Consider the following 14535-nt stretch of genomic DNA (forward strand, 5'->3'; position numbering starts at 1 on the left):
AAAGAGCCGTAAACTTGATTAACAATCGTCCTCGAAAATGTCTTGACTATCGTACCCCGAATGAGGTATTCTATAAAGGTAGATCAGACAGTGATGCAATTCAGACTTGAATTGGCCCTAGGTTATCATTATCGTCTCAATTTAGCCCGACTGAATGCCCTAAAAAACTACGATTTTTACTATCGCTAATCTATTTTTCGCTCCAGACGGGATGGGAAAATAAAGAGGCAGCGACTCTCACCCCACGCAGTTGATTTAACAGGGGTAAATGGCCGACGGGAGCGCTTAAATCCCAGGTAAATTCCTGCGGGTATTTTGTCCAGTTATTGCCATTTTTCCAGCCAATTTTCGGCCAGAGTTTCGGGAAATCTTGACCGACACCGAGCCATAATTTGCGCTGCACCGACCAACCGAATTTCCCTTCCGAATGAACTAACCAAAGATAATCAATAGTCTGAATATCCACACCGGGGAAAGCTTCTACTTCCGTAAAATAGACCCATTTCCTCTGTATTGCTCCTTCTCCTGCTAATTCACAGAGTTTTTGACGGGTGAGACTATCGGCAGTTTGAAAATCCTGTTTAGCCAATAGTTCCTGTAAAAGTCGATAATCGATACCTTTAGCACTGTCTAGGGGAACAACACCCGTGGGGAAATAATTAGCTAAAAATTCCTTGCTCTGAGCGCTATTATCTTGGTATAGCAACTGATAGGCCTTACCTGTCACCAGATTAACAGGAGTCGGGCGCCTGGCTAATAAAAAATCTCTCAACACAGTTAGGCCACCTTCTCCGGCCCCAGCTAATTGTGTCAGAATCTGTAATTGATTTTTCGGCGACTCGGTGGCTAATTGACCCGCTAGACGGGTAATATCCTCGCTTTGTTCTTCTACTAACACGCCATTCTGGTCAGTCATATCATCACTTTTAAGACCACTCCTTCAATACTATTACCACTATTTCGGGGTGGCTGCTCGATTTTTTCCTGACAAAACAGGGATTTTTAGCACCGACATTCCGCACCTCTTCATATACTTTTACATATCTTTACATTTCCCAAGATATTTTGACGAAAAACCTTCATTGTAGAAACTACTATTGAGAACATTTTCAATAATTGATTTTTTCTGAGAAAAAAATTTATAATTCTTCACCCTGACAAAAATCCTTCATTGTGGCTATAATCCTTACTGGCAAAGAGTTGTAAGCAATATATTAGTAAAAATTATCAATTGAATGTTAAGAAGTGCGGACAGTAGGTACGCTCCTCGAGCAAGATTGCTGTCGGCTCGATGGTTAGTGCTGCCCTTGGGTAATGGAAAAGAGACGGCGCTGACAGTGACAAATCCCAAGGATAGCAATCCCAAAGCGAGCGGACTGCTGCTTTCTGGTACGGCTGTCACCTCAGCAAAGGGAATGATAGTTTCAAACAGATACACGAGAGACGATCCCGATCCTTGCAAAGGAGAAAGATCAAGTCCTGGTTTAGATGAGCGACTAACCGCAGAAATTAAAGGGTTAACTGCAAGAGTCGCTGATCGGGAATTTACCAGTCGGGGGATTCTGATCAGCAAAAATAAATTCAGAACGATTTTGCGCCGTTTCAGCGATCACTAAAATTGTTAAGAATTGTACAACCCTCTTGTTATAAGGCTTTTTATGTCATGAAACCTTAAAATGAGAATTGTTTTAGGAGGAGCGGCCAAAATTTTTGGTTTTCTCCCCAATCCTTGACAGCGATCGCATAATGTTTGAGGAAATTAACGCCCAATTGAAACGGCTAAAAAATTAAACTACCCGATCGAGTGTCTTTTCTGTCAATCTTCTTGAGGATATTTTTCCCAAAGATCTGTGATTTGGCGAAGACTTTGGAAGTTGCCATTACCGAGGATCAAATGATCTAGGAGAGGAATGGCTAGATAGGTAGCTCCCTGTAATAATTGTTCTGTGAGTAAAATATCGTCTTGACTAGGCACAAGTGACCCGGTGGGGTGATTATGGGCGATAATTAACTTAGTAGCTGATTGTTTCACTACTTCTCGAAAGATTTCTCGTGGATGTACCAGTGTTTCCGTGGCTGTGCCGATAGTAATCACCTTGAGTGCGATTAACTGATTTTTGACATCGAGTAAAATAACGGCGAAACGTTCCTGAGACTGATACATTAGTTCGTGGCCAAGGATAGCGGCAGCGGTATCGGGACTATCGATAACCATTTTTTCCGTCGGTCGTCGTTGAAAAGCTCGTTTTCCCAATTCGATCGCCGCTAGAATAGTAGTAGCCTTAGCCGGTCCAATGCCATGAATAGCGGTTAATTCTTGGGGCTGAATATCCCTCAAAACGTCCAAAGGATCCCGGCGATATTTACTCAATTCATTGAGAATATGCTGTCCTAAACCCACCGCCGAGAGTTTCCCCTTACCTTGACCTGTAGCCAGTAAAATCGCTAATAATTCGGCGTTACTGAGGTTTTTCGCCCCGACACTGATTAAACGTTCCCTCGGTCTTTCACTGACGGGAATATCGGCAATTCTTAAGCTGTAGGTCATGGAAGTGGCAAGCTACCGCGATAAAATTCCATCATACAATTTTAGCCAGTGCCTAGAGGGATTTGGCGGGTAAATCAAGGGGAAAAATTCTCCTTACTGATAGCGAATTCCCGCATCTTCGAGGCGCTGTAAGGCTTCCCCTAATCGCGGGATATCGGCGATTAAACTGACGCGCACATAACCTTCCCCTCCCTCTCCAAAAGCATTGCCCGGAGTGACAACAACACCAGTTTTTTGGAGGACGCTGAGGGCGAAATCCGTGGAAGTCATGCCGACGCTACAGGGAATCCAGAGATACATTGTCGCCTTAGAGGGGGGAATATCCCAACCTAATTGCCCCAAACCTTTGATTAAAAAATCCCGTCGCTGCCGGTATCTTTCCTGTACTTGTTTGACGTATTCATCCGGCAGTTGTAGGGCGGTTTCGGCCGCTTTTTGGATGACGGAAAAGATGCCATAATCGAGATTAGTTTTCAGGGTGCGTAACCCTTGAATAATATCGGAATTGCCCACGACAAAACCGACGCGCCACCCGGCCATATTATAGGTTTTCGAGAGGGTATGAAATTCCACACTAATCTCTTTTGCCCCCGGAATTTCTAATAGACTGGTGGGCTGATAACCATCAAAACTTAATTCAGCATAACAGAGATCGTGGACGAGCATAATCTCATATTGCCGGGCCCAAGCAACGATTTTTTCAAAAAATTCCCGAGGGGCAATGGCGGCGGTGGGGTTACTGGGATAGTTAAAATAGAGGATTTTCGCCCGTTTAGCCACATCTTCGGGGATAGAATCGATATCTATCAGCCAATCCTGTTCTGCTTTTAAAATGATCGGGTATAGCGTCGCCCCAGCAATCAAAGGACCGCGAAAATGGGCGGGATAGGCGGGACTGGGAACTAAGACCACATCGCCGGGGTTAACATAAGCTAGGGCTAGGTGAGACAGGCCCTCTTTGGAACCTAGCAGGGGTAAAGCTTCGTTATCGGGATTGAGTTCCACACCATAAGAGCGATCATACCATTTAGCGATCGCCTCTCGGAAACTGGCGGTTCCTTCAAAGGGGGGATAACCGTGAAATTGGGGGGTTTCAAAAGCTTGAATGGCCGCTTCGATAACTGGACGCGGGGCAAAACCGTCCGGGTTGCCCATACCTAAATCGATTAAATCTAGTCCTTCTTTGCGGGCTAAGGCTTTTAATTCATCCAAGCGGGCGAAAACGTAGGGGGGTAAGGCACTTAATCGCTTGGCGCGGCTATTCGTCCAATTTACACTCATTACTTCTTGGCTTACTGATCGAGGTAATCTACCATTATGGCACGAGTGTATGGCTAATTTAGCAGTTAGGGACTTGCGCTTTGATAATGTACCTTTTGGGCGAACGCAGTTCGCCCCTACATTGTGGACAAAATCCGTTACTGTAGGGGCGCAAAGCTTGCGCCCTCCGATCGATTGGGATATCCTTAGTTATTAGCTGACTTCTTTGTGCCTCAGTATGGCTGGAATTGCCCGACACCGGAGATGGAGAGTCAAACTAAGGTAATCTAATTAATAGAGGCCCAAAATTACTGATTAGCCCCAGCATTAACCCCATTCTTCGGCATTATTCGCCGGTAAGTCCTGACTCCTCACTCCTCAATTCTTTTCTCAAATATGACTGCGATTGCTGCCCAGATAACTTCTATTTTACCCGCCGACACGACGGTTATAGCTTGGCCACAAGTGCCAAAAGAGGAACAAGAAAGATTATCAAGGGCAATTAGGGGCAAAAGTCCTGAAATTATAGCCTATCCCGCTAATACGGCCGCTTTAGCCTCTCTGGTGCGTTTTGCCAACGAAAATCGTCTGTCTTTACTGGCCTACGGTCAAGGCAGTAAATTAGATTGGGGTGGATTAGTCCAGTCACCCGATATTTTAGTCAGTACCCAAAATCTCAACCGGATTATTGACCATGCTAGGGGAGATTTAACTATAACCGTGGAATCTGGGCTTAAACTAGCGGATTTACAGGCTTTTTTGGCTCCTAGCGGTCAATTTATTCCTCTTGATCCCAGTTACGCCCATAATGCCACGATTGGCGGTATTATGGCCACGGCCGATGCCGGAACATGGCGGCAAAGATACGGTGGAGTCCGGGATCTGATCCTAGGATTCTCCTTTATCCGTCACGATGGCGAGATTGCTAAAGCTGGAGGGCGTGTGGTGAAAAATGTGGCGGGATACGACATGATGAAGCTATTTACGGGTTCCTACGGCACTTTGGGGATTATCGATCAAATTACCCTGCGACTGTATCCCGAAACCCCTAACTCAGAAACCCTGATAATCACTGGAAATAGCGAAAATATTAGCAAATTGAGTCAAGTTATTCGGCAATCGTCCCTAACTCCCACCGTGGCTGAATGTTTAAACCCAGGGATGACGCAAGCACTAGGATTAGAGGAAAAAGTCGCTTTACTGCTGCGTTTTCAAAGCATTCCCGAAAGTATTAGCGAACAATCGCAACAGGTGAGTTATTTAGGGCAACAGTTAGATTGTCAGACTAATTATTATCGGGATGAGGAAGAAGTTTCTCTAGGGCAAAGATACCGAAAAACAATCGATAATTATGATCAAGAGGGCATTTTTTTCGGCAAAATAGGATTATTACCTAGCAATTTAGATCTAGTGATCGACCAAATTAACGGACTAGCCTCGATTAATATTAGTAGCGGCGTGGGTAAAGTTATCTTAAAATCGGAGGAAAATCTTGACAAAATTCGCTCTTTATGCCATGACAATCAGGGTTATTTAACGGTGTTAACCGCACCTCCATCGCTAAAAGAAAAAATTGAACCTTGGGGCTATACAGGTAACGCGATTACCATGATGAAAACCCTAAAAACTAAATTCGATCCTCACGGTATTTTTAGTCCTGAACGCTTTCTTAACAAAATCTAATTTAAAATCATGCAAACCTCCGAACATTCCGTTAACTTTCAAGAATTAATCGACCAAAAAAATCAAGGATTTGACCCCAAGAATCCCCCTGCCCAAGAATTAATCGATAGTTGTGTTCACTGTGGTTTTTGTCTATCTACCTGTCCCAGTTATCGAGTCATTGGCAAAGAAATGGACTCCCCCCGGGGCAGAATTTATCTGATGAATGCCATCAACAAAGGGGAAGCAGTTTTAGACGAAACCACTAGCCAACATTTTGATACTTGTTTAGGCTGTTTAGCCTGTGCTAGTACCTGTCCATCGGGAGTACAATACGATCAATTAATCGCCGCAGTTCGTCCGCAGGTGGAACGCAATCAACCCCGCAGTTTTAAAGATAAAATTATTCGTTTTCTCATTTTTAATCTCTTTCCCTATCCCGTCCGTCTCAAATTATTTTTACCTTTCCTCTGGTTATATCAAACCCTAGGATTACAAACCCTAGTCAGGAAATCGGGTATCTTAAAAATGCTCTTTCCCCGTCTAGCGGCCATGGAATCAATTTTACCAAAAATTACTCTAAATTCTCTGTTTAAAAACTATGCCGATGTTATTCCCTCTCAAACGGAAAAACGCTATCGGGTGGGAGTAGTTTTAGGTTGTGTGCAGCGCCTCTTTTTCTCGTCAGTAAATGAAGCGACAGTGCGGGTTTTAACTGCCAATGGTTGTGAAGTGGTTATCCCAAAAACCCAGGGTTGTTGTGCCGCTTTACCCGCACACCAAGGACAGGAAAAACAAGCACAAAGTTTGGCCAGACAAATGATCGATAGTTTTGCAGAAACCGAGGTTGATTATATTATTATCAACGCGGCGGGTTGTGGTCATACTCTCAAGGAATATCATCATATTTTAGCCGACGATCCTGAATATCAAGATAAGGCTAAGGAGTTTGTGGCTAAAGTACGCGATGCCCAAGAATTTTTAGCCGCAGTGGGGTTAACTGCTGATTTATCCCCGATTACCGAGACAGAATTAACCCTAGTTTATCAAGATGCCTGTCATCTTTTACACGGACAAAAAATCTCGGTGCAGCCACGACAATTATTGCAAAAAATTCCCAATATTAACTTAAAAGAACCTATCGATGCAGCCCTGTGTTGTGGTAGTGCCGGAGTTTATAATATGCTACAGCCAGATACTGCCGATGAATTAGGTCAGCAGAAAGTACGCAATTTATTAAATACTGGGGCCGCGGTGATTGCTTCTCCTAATCCGGGTTGTTCCCTACAAATTAAAAAACATCTACAATTACAGGGAAAAGATACACCCGTTATTCATCCTATCGAATTATTAGATTATGCGATTCGCGGGCTGAAAATTGGCTAACTCCCACCATTTGAGTTGTGTTAGTGGTGTCAGGGAAGCAAAAGAAAACCCCACAGACAAAGACCCTGTAATGATAGAATCGACAATGGCGACGGCTTAACTATTAGTATTTTTTGCGTCGGACTAGCAGGAGATAAAAGCGTGACCTTTAAGATTGGTTTACTCGGTTTCGGGGTTGTGGGGACGGGAACAGCGAAAATCCTCCTCGATCCTTTTGGTCGTCATCCCGTACTCAAAGAGATTACCATTGGACGAGTGGGAGTTAGATCCCTAGATAAACCGAGAGAAATCGAGCTTTCTCCCCATCTTTTGACCACTGACCTAGAATCGATCGTTACTGACCCCGAAATTGATATTATTGTCGAATTATTGGGGGGTTTGGAACCAGCACGCTCTTTAATTCTCCAAGCAATCGCATCGGGAAAGCACGTTGTTACGGCAAATAAGGCGGTTATTGCCCGTTTTGGCGATGAAATCTACGCCAAGGCCAACGAAAAGGGGGTTTATGTCCTCCTAGAAGCGGCCGTGGGTGGTGGAATTCCCGTCATTAAACCATTGAAACAATCCCTCGGCGCTAATCGCATCAGCAGCATCATGGGAATTGTCAACGGCACAACTAACTATATTCTCACGGAAATGAGCCAAAAAGGGGCAGATTTTAGCGAAGTTCTGGCCAAAGCTCAGGAATTAGGCTATGCAGAAGCGGATCCCACTGCGGACGTGGATGGATTCGACGCGGCCGATAAAATTGCCATTTTAGCTTCTTTGGGTTTTGGAGGTCGGGTAAAACGGGAAGATGTTTACTGTGAAGGTATCCGGCAAGTTAGCGCCGTCGATATCGCCTACGCTGATAGACTGGGATTTGTGATTAAATTATTAGCGATCGCAAAAGATACGGTTAAGGAGGATTCCGATACCCTAGAGTTGCGGGTTCATCCAACCCTAGTACCGAAAATCCATCCCCTCGCTAATGCTAACGGAGTCTATAACGCTATTCTGGTCGAGGGGGAACCCTTGGGACAAGTGATGTTTTATGGACCGGGTGCGGGTGGCGGACCGACGGCCAGTGCAGTAGTATCGGATGTGATGAATATCGTCGGAATTTTAAAAAGTAGTGGCAAAACCAAGGAACTTGACCCGCTTTTAAGCTGTGTTCACCAGCATTATTGTCAAATCGCCCCCATGGAGGATTTATCGACCCGTTTTTATGCTCGTTTTCTCTGTCGCGATGTGCCGGGGGTAATCGGTCATTTAGGTATGGCTTTCGGCGACCATGGGGTTAGTCTAGAATCCGTGGTACAAATTGGGATTAGGGGTGATTTAGCCGAAATTGTCGTTGTCACCCACGATGTACGCGAGGGCAATTTCCGCAATGCTTTAGTGGCAATAGACTCTTTAGAAGCTATTGACAGTATTCCCAGTATTCTCCGGGTTTTGTAATTAAGAAATCGCTTTTTTTATGGTCATGGGTCGGAGAATCAGAAGTGAGAAAAGTTGGCTAAGTTTGACCAGCACAATTTTGTTTTTTTGTCTAGGTTTTTTGGGCTTAAATCAAAAATTAATTTTTGCCCAAGGATCCGATAATGTTTGTCCCCTACCGATTTTATCAAGGTTACAACGCCATAAAATCCAAGCGGGAGAAACGATCGCCTCCATCGCCGAAAAATACGCTCTCATCCCCGCAACGATAATTAAACTCAATCCGACTATTCTCAAAAATGGTCTGGCCCCCGTCGGGAAAGAAATCTTTATTCCCCCGATGAATGGCATTCGCATCGAAGCACCCAAGGGTTCCACTTGGCGCGATTTAGAAGCAGCCTATGGTATTCGTGCAGATATACTCTTTGAGCTTAACGGTTGTGGTCGCCGGCCGACAATAGTTTTTATCCCCGGCACCAATTGGTCCGCCGCCGGCAAGCGATCGGATTATACTGGATTAAGTTCTTATCCCTTATCCTTGGCCAGCACTGTCGGATTAGCCTACGGTTGGCAAAAAAGCCCCACGGAACAGAAAAATCTCTTTCATAGTGGTATTGATCTTCTTGCACCAATAGGTACGCCTGTTCTGGCCGCCGAGGATGGTCTCGTGATTTATGTGGGTCAGGAAGGGGCCTATGGTAATTTGGTAGTAATTAATCATTTAGGTCGCCGGCAGACCCGTTATGCCCATTTAAGCAGGGTTACAGTTAAAATTGACCAAAGGGTACGAGCAGGAGACGTTATCGGTGCGGTTGGCACCACCGGACAACCAGATATTATTCCCCCCCATCTTCATTTTGAGGTGCGCTTAGATACTCCCGTCGGTTGGACAGCGCAGGATCCGGCTTTGCATTTGCCCCAAATCGGCCCGCAATCAAGTCAAAAGTAACCAGTTAAGGGACTTCCAAAAAATAAACTATTCATTCTCGGAGTGTGAGAGGGAGGGGTCGATGATTGCCCCCTCCTTCCCGATTTTGTAGTAGAATTAATCCTGTACATTATTAATCAAGTTTTTCCTTTTAAGTGTATATGGAATTAACTGATTCCCTCAAGAAATTGCTCGGTGAAACTGCACTTCAATTAAAAGATGCAACTAAAAGAAGATTCATGGCACAAACAGTCTTAGAATTGGGCTAGAAAACCATTGGAATGGGAGTATTTTAGATGAAATCGAAACAGCCTTGAAATTCGCCCAAACTATGACTTGAAAAGGAAAACACCCGATTGTTAAGTTGATTACTGAAATTTACAAAAAGGAGTAAAGCTTGCTAAAAAAGCCAGGGAAAAAATTGAAGAAAAAATCGAACGTCTCCCAGAATTAACGAATCAAGACTTTCCCAATTTGGGCCAATGGTTTATTGATATCTATTATGATAAGACCTGGTTTGTATTTAACTAAGATGGTTGGCTAAAAACTGTCTTTGATTCTTTAACTTGTCCTTTTTATACTCGAAAAAGCTCGGAAGTATAAAAGTTTATGCTGCCTATTTTTTCGGAAAAATAGGTTGTAATGGGAGACTCTTTGTTTTCCTAGACAAAAATAATTACTTTTTCAAAAAAACACTTTTCTATTTTTTTGTTGGGTATTTTATTCTCTGGAAGTCCCTTATTTGCCTAAAACAAAACCCCACCATGGGTGGGGTTTCGGGTTTAATTTAGGAAATCCTAGAAGGTAAAGGTTCCGCGAAGGGTGCCAATCCACTCGTTACCAGTGCCTTTGAACTGTTCAGGTGCAGAAATCCAGATGACACCAGGGGTGATAGAAATATTGTCGGTGACTTGGTACTTGTAGAACAATTCAACGTGGTAGGGAACAATGTTAGATACTTTCAGACCCATTTCCCGGAAGCTTAAGTGACCAATGTAGGGCTGCGCACCAGCAAACAGACCTAAGATATTTCCTTCTTTACCTAAGTCGGGGAAGGCAATACCAGCACCGTAGGTCCACACTTCCGCATCACCGAGACCGAGTAAGCGCACGGTGGAGTAGGAACCGAAGGCACTCAAGCTGGCGAAACCAATATCTACCGCACCGGTTAAACCGTAGCTATTGGATACTTTGGCTCCGAAGTTGAAGAAACCGACTTCATCCTGTAGGGTTACGTCTCCAGGAGGGTTGCCGTTGACGTTGAGCAGGGTATTTAACTGAGTTTGGGAAAGGTTAGCGGCGGAACTTCCCGTCACACCGAAGGAACCACCGTTACCGAAGATGGCGGTATCGGCACCTTGGTAGGCATTAACGTAGGTGAAGCCGACGTTGAGGAAGTTAAAGAGGTTAGCGTTAATCTGTGCTAAAGCGGCGTAATCTCCGTTAAAGAGACCATTACCCGGGTTAGGATTGGCCGCAGAACTAGAGCCACCACCACCGGCTAAGTAACCCAAGGATAGGGAGGTCGGACCGACAATGCTTTGGAGGAAGCCTAACTGTAGGCTAACACCAGCCCCAGAACCACCACCGATACGATAGATGGGGTTTTCAGAAGCGAAGGTAGATAGCGCACCATTACCACCGTCGAAGTCTTCAAAGAAAGGGTTAGTGGTGGGAACGAAGTCATTCCAAATACCGCCCCAAGCGGCAACATAGGTATTGAAGCGACCAAAATAACCTAAGTCAATCGGGGTGTAGTAGGCCAACCAGTCGAGAACCACATCGCTACCGTTACCCGCAGCGGTCCAAGTTTGGAATAGGGAAGGGCTTTGCAGATTATCGAATCTGACGGAAGCGGGATCACCATTTTGTAGTGTGGTGGTCGATTTGTAATCAAATCCGAAGGGAGTGGCACTACCCGCCGCTAAACGAGTTTTCAGTACGTCCTGACCGGTGAAGCTCGTGTTTAAAACTAAACGAGCGCGGTATTGCATGGCGGCCTGGGATGCGGGGCTACCAGCACCAACCGTATCGGTGACAGCGAAGATGACTTCCCCAGCTAATTTGGTGGTGGTGGAGAATTGATTATTTTCGAGGAAAGACACCCGGCTTTCTAAGTTATCAACTCTAGCTCCCAAGGCTGCTAATTCAGCTTGGAACTCGTCCATCAAGCGCTTGAGAGCGTCTAAGTCTTCCTTGAGGACGTTGACACCATCTTGAATTAAACGTTCCATCACGTTTAAGCAAGCGTTTAAACCAGCCGCAAACTCCCAACGGGTTAAAGCTCGGTCACCCCGGAAGGTGCGATCGGGATAACCAACAATACAACCATAGCGCTCCACAAGGCTTCTTAGGGCTTCATAGGCCCAGGCGGTGGGGGAAACATCCCGCAGTTGGTTAACGCTGGTGACTTGATCGATGGTATTGCCTTCCACGGGTACGGACTGTCCTTCGTTACCGTACTGTTCGATCTGATTGAGTAGTTCGCCAGTTCCTGCACCGGTGTTCTGAACTTGAGCGATTTCTAGATTGTTAAATTCGGTAGAAACACTGGTAGATTTGACGGGATCGAAGCTACTAGCATTAGCGGAAGCTACTAGGGTAGCCCCTAAAATCGCTGGGCTAACCAGCAATGATTTCCAGAACATTCTTAACATGATGGTTTTTTCCTCACACCTTATAGGTTGACTACACAGTTTGATCACGCATATAGCCTTACTATTCTTCTGCCATTATACACGATTCAATTGCTTAGGGAAAGATGCGATCTCATTTTTTTTCCTTGACCGGTTGACAAAGTGGCCACCCTGTCGCTCCTAACGGCACTTAAACAAAAACTAAAGTAGGTTAAAATCCTTACAGAGAGAAGACTTAAGCTCAAATAACAGCCTCATTTAGACGAGTCGGGCAAGGTTCTGTAATTTTGATAACGACGACTGAACTGAGTTGTCGTCAGGTTAATTGATGATTTCTGTAGTGGCACTCTTAATATGGAGTGATGTCTAATGGGCAAAACTTAACGCCGATAAAAACAGAGACAAAACCATGAAAAAAAGAAAGATAGCCAATACACTGCGTAAAGCCTTGCTAGAAGATGGCAAGATGGAACGCGCTCTTTATGAATACGAATTAGAAGAACACCTAGACTACTGGTACGAAGGTCTCAAGTCCGACCGTGAGCAGTTTGTCTTTGCCATTACGGAAAACACTGGTCACGTGGCAATGGTATTGATTACGCCAGATAAAACTATCTACGTCAATGAGGAGGCGCGAGAGAAACTCTCCGAATTCTGGACAAAAGCTTATAGGAATAATATAAATCGATTAATTCCCATGATGGCGGACAATTTGGCCAATGATATTATCTCGGTGACAGGCGTTAAAACGGTGTCCCCCAACCAGAAGCGGCGCTGGGTTAGTTTGCGCCCGTAGAGTTAAAGTGAAGAGATGACGAGAAACCCTGAAAAACTATCCGCCCTTACCAATTGCTCGGTAAGGGCGGTGTAGCGGGTCATCGGAATCGACACCAGACTGCCGGAAGGAAATCCAGCTAGTCTAAATCTTGTTTAGACGTGGGGGTCTAGAGAACAGCCCCGGCGCACAGCCGGCTATTGTCGATTAGGAGACCCATGCTTTTACTACTTTCTACCATCGACATCACCTCCTGTATCCCTGAACGGATTGATTATCAAATTTATCTGTAATTAGCTTAACGCAGCTGTTCGGAAAAAATCAAGGCCGGCAGCTAAAAATTTTTTCGGCAGGCCCAGATTAGCCCCAAAATGTAGGTGGAGATAGGAAGCGTGCAGATTCTTACCTTGCCACCCTTCGCCATTGATGTCACTTTTGGGGAATGCTTGCAGTTGATAAATCGGTGCGTCGCTCACCCCGCTTAATTGGGAGCGATGGAATTCATGGCCGCGCACTGGTTGACCCGGTTTGAGCAGGATCGTCTCCTGTTGGGCGATGGCTTGTCGATAACCTAGGGTTAACTTCGGAGACATTATAGCAGATTGGGGGATTATTTGCAACATAAAATGATTTTTTTGCTCAAAATCAACTATTTTGTCACATAAATACATTAATCCGCCACATTCGGCGTAGGTGGGCATTCCAGATGTGATCGCTTTTCTCACCTGAGTTAAGACGGGGGTGTTAGCGGCTAATTCCGGGGCAAAGATTTCGGGAAAACCGCCACCAAAGTACAATCCTTGCAGGTTTTCGGGCAAATTTGCTCCTTGCAGGGGACTCCAAAAGATTAATTCCGCGCCTAAATTGGCTAAAATATCGAGATTATCGGGGTAATAAAAGTTAAAAGCCTTATCTCTGGCAATACCGATACGGATAGGGGGAAAAAGCTTATTTACTCCTGGGGGATTTTTCGGGTTCTCTTGGGGAGAAATAGTCAGTAAAGGCAAGAGAATGTCCCAATTAAAGCAGTTTTGGGCAATAGAAGCCAGTTGATCTTGCAGTTCCCTGATTTCTCCTAGTTCATCCCTGGGAACTAATCCTAGATGGCGATCGGGAATTGTCAGGGAATCTTGACGACGCAAAACCCCGACAATCGGCATATTGATCGATTCTAGGGCGGTTTGCAGTAATTGCAGGTGGCGATCGCTGCCAACCCGATTGAGGATAACTCCGGCTAGATGGAGATTTTTGTCTAAAGATTGATAACCGCGGACAATAGCGGCGACAGAGGTAGATAAACGACTACAATCGATAACTAACAGCAGAGGAAGCCCTAAAATACGGGCAATATGGGCGGTACTGGCATAATCGGGAAATTGAGTATCGCTTAATTGAATACCATCAAATAGCCCCATTACCCCTTCAATCAGAGCATAATCGACATTTTGACAATGTTGGGCAAAACAGGTTCTTACATAGTCTTCAGAAGTTAAAACCGGATCGAGATTGCGACAGGGGCGACCGGTAAAATAAGTATGGAACATGGGATCGATATAATCGGGCCCGACTTTAAAAGATTGCACTCGATCGCCACGACTGATTAAATAGGCCAAGATTGCCAGAGTAATCGTAGTTTTACCGACTCCGCTTCTTTCTCCTGCGATGATCATCGAAAATTTTGGGTCTGAAACCCCGTCGTTCTACGACGGCTTTACCGTCAAATATTAGCACATTTACACGATATATGCTAAAATGTGAGACATGGAAAAAGCCTATTCTTACCGATTTTACCCCACACCAAAACAAGAGTCGCTATTGCGGCGCACATTGGGCTGTGTAAGATTAGTTTACAACAAAGCTCTCCACGAACGAACACAAGCTTGGTACGAAAAGCAAGAAAGAGTAGGCTACGCTCAAACTT

General features: G+C 44.9%; 12 protein-coding genes and 2 pseudogenes. 9 read left to right on the plus strand and 5 right to left on the minus strand.

Annotation, left to right across the window (positions count from 1 at the left end; all coding sequences use genetic code 11):
• Positions 1–110 (plus strand): annotated as a pseudogene (locus EWV60_RS21685) (IS30 family transposase); the annotation flags it as partial.
• 80 nt (positions 111–190) lie between these two features.
• Here EWV60_RS21685 and EWV60_RS21690 read toward each other — a convergent pair.
• Positions 191–916, minus strand: a complete 726-nt coding sequence (locus EWV60_RS21690; protein ID WP_287234666.1) for a GUN4 domain-containing protein — start codon at positions 914–916, stop codon at positions 191–193.
• A 319-nt stretch (positions 917–1235) separates the two neighbouring features.
• Here EWV60_RS21690 and EWV60_RS21695 point away from each other — a divergent pair, with 319 nt between their 5' ends.
• Positions 1236–1616, plus strand: a complete 381-nt coding sequence (locus tag EWV60_RS21695; protein ID WP_043997429.1) for a hypothetical protein — start codon at positions 1236–1238, stop codon at positions 1614–1616.
• A 200-nt stretch (positions 1617–1816) separates the two neighbouring features.
• On the opposite strand, the gene radC is transcribed toward EWV60_RS21695, so the two are convergent.
• Complete coding sequence (gene radC / locus EWV60_RS21700; RefSeq protein ID WP_002732646.1) at positions 1817–2548, minus strand: RadC family protein; 732 nt, start codon at positions 2546–2548, stop codon at positions 1817–1819.
• A gap of 93 nt (positions 2549–2641) precedes the next feature.
• Positions 2642–3829: an aspartate aminotransferase gene (locus EWV60_RS21705; RefSeq protein WP_287234671.1), complete on the minus strand. Its 1188-nt coding sequence runs from the start codon at positions 3827–3829 to the stop codon at positions 2642–2644.
• Between the two features lie 375 nt (positions 3830–4204).
• Between EWV60_RS21705 and EWV60_RS21710 the strand changes: the two genes are divergently transcribed.
• The 5 genes and pseudogenes from EWV60_RS21710 to EWV60_RS21730 form a co-directional block, all read left to right on the plus strand.
• Positions 4205–5491, plus strand: coding sequence for an FAD-binding oxidoreductase (locus EWV60_RS21710; protein WP_287234673.1), 1287 nt, complete (start codon positions 4205–4207; stop codon positions 5489–5491).
• Positions 5492–5500: 9 nt separating this feature from the next.
• Complete coding sequence (locus tag EWV60_RS21715; RefSeq protein ID WP_287234676.1) at positions 5501–6856, plus strand: (Fe-S)-binding protein; 1356 nt, start codon at positions 5501–5503, stop codon at positions 6854–6856.
• Positions 6857–6997: 141 nt separating this feature from the next.
• A complete protein-coding gene (locus tag EWV60_RS21720; RefSeq protein WP_287234680.1) occupies positions 6998–8296 on the plus strand; it encodes a homoserine dehydrogenase in 1299 nt (432 codons plus the stop codon).
• A 19-nt stretch (positions 8297–8315) separates the two neighbouring features.
• Positions 8316–9224, plus strand: a complete 909-nt coding sequence (locus tag EWV60_RS21725; RefSeq protein WP_287234682.1) for a LysM peptidoglycan-binding domain-containing M23 family metallopeptidase — start codon at positions 8316–8318, stop codon at positions 9222–9224.
• Positions 9225–9468: 244 nt separating this feature from the next.
• Positions 9469–9734: pseudogene (locus EWV60_RS21730) on the plus strand (ISAzo13-like element transposase-related protein); the annotation flags it as partial.
• Between the two features lie 266 nt (positions 9735–10000).
• On the opposite strand, the gene EWV60_RS21735 reads toward EWV60_RS21730, so the two are convergent.
• A complete protein-coding gene (locus EWV60_RS21735; protein WP_016517154.1) occupies positions 10001–11860 on the minus strand; it encodes an iron uptake porin in 1860 nt (619 codons plus the stop codon).
• A gap of 388 nt (positions 11861–12248) precedes the next feature.
• Here EWV60_RS21735 and EWV60_RS21740 point away from each other — a divergent pair, with 388 nt between their 5' ends.
• Positions 12249–12635, plus strand: a complete 387-nt coding sequence (locus tag EWV60_RS21740) for a hypothetical protein (RefSeq protein ID WP_149106622.1) — start codon at positions 12249–12251, stop codon at positions 12633–12635.
• 272 nt (positions 12636–12907) lie between these two features.
• Here EWV60_RS21740 and EWV60_RS21745 read toward each other — a convergent pair whose 3' ends face one another.
• On the minus strand, positions 12908–14284 hold the full coding sequence (locus EWV60_RS21745) for a cobyrinic acid a,c-diamide synthase CobB (protein WP_287234686.1): 1377 nt from the start codon (positions 14282–14284) through the stop codon (positions 12908–12910).
• A gap of 91 nt (positions 14285–14375) precedes the next feature.
• On the opposite strand from EWV60_RS21745, the gene EWV60_RS21750 reads away from it, so the two are divergent.
• Positions 14376–14535 (plus strand): helix-turn-helix domain-containing protein (locus EWV60_RS21750; protein ID WP_287234689.1); only part of this gene is annotated, 160 nt, incomplete at its 3' end.

Origin of the sequence: Microcystis sp. Msp_OC_L_20101000_S702 (assembly GCF_007095705.1) — a bacterium.
GTDB lineage: Bacteria > Cyanobacteriota > Cyanobacteriia > Cyanobacteriales > Microcystaceae > Microcystis > Microcystis ichthyoblabe_A.

Coding starts and splice junctions, on each gene's coding strand:
- EWV60_RS21690 (WP_287234666.1), bottom strand. CDS start 916: ATGACTGACCAGAATGGCGTGTTAGTAGAAGAACAAAGCGAGGATATT.
- EWV60_RS21695 (WP_043997429.1), top strand. CDS start 1,236: ATGTTAAGAAGTGCGGACAGTAGGTACGCTCCTCGAGCAAGATTGCTG.
- radC (WP_002732646.1), bottom strand. CDS start 2,548: ATGACCTACAGCTTAAGAATTGCCGATATTCCCGTCAGTGAAAGACCG.
- EWV60_RS21705 (WP_287234671.1), bottom strand. CDS start 3,829: ATGAGTGTAAATTGGACGAATAGCCGCGCCAAGCGATTAAGTGCCTTA.
- EWV60_RS21710 (WP_287234673.1), top strand. CDS start 4,205: ATGACTGCGATTGCTGCCCAGATAACTTCTATTTTACCCGCCGACACG.
- EWV60_RS21715 (WP_287234676.1), top strand. CDS start 5,501: ATGCAAACCTCCGAACATTCCGTTAACTTTCAAGAATTAATCGACCAA.
- EWV60_RS21725 (WP_287234682.1), top strand. CDS start 8,316: ATGGTCATGGGTCGGAGAATCAGAAGTGAGAAAAGTTGGCTAAGTTTG.
- EWV60_RS21735 (WP_016517154.1), bottom strand. CDS start 11,860: ATGTTAAGAATGTTCTGGAAATCATTGCTGGTTAGCCCAGCGATTTTA.
- EWV60_RS21740 (WP_149106622.1), top strand. CDS start 12,249: ATGAAAAAAAGAAAGATAGCCAATACACTGCGTAAAGCCTTGCTAGAA.
- EWV60_RS21745 (WP_287234686.1), bottom strand. CDS start 14,284: ATGATCATCGCAGGAGAAAGAAGCGGAGTCGGTAAAACTACGATTACT.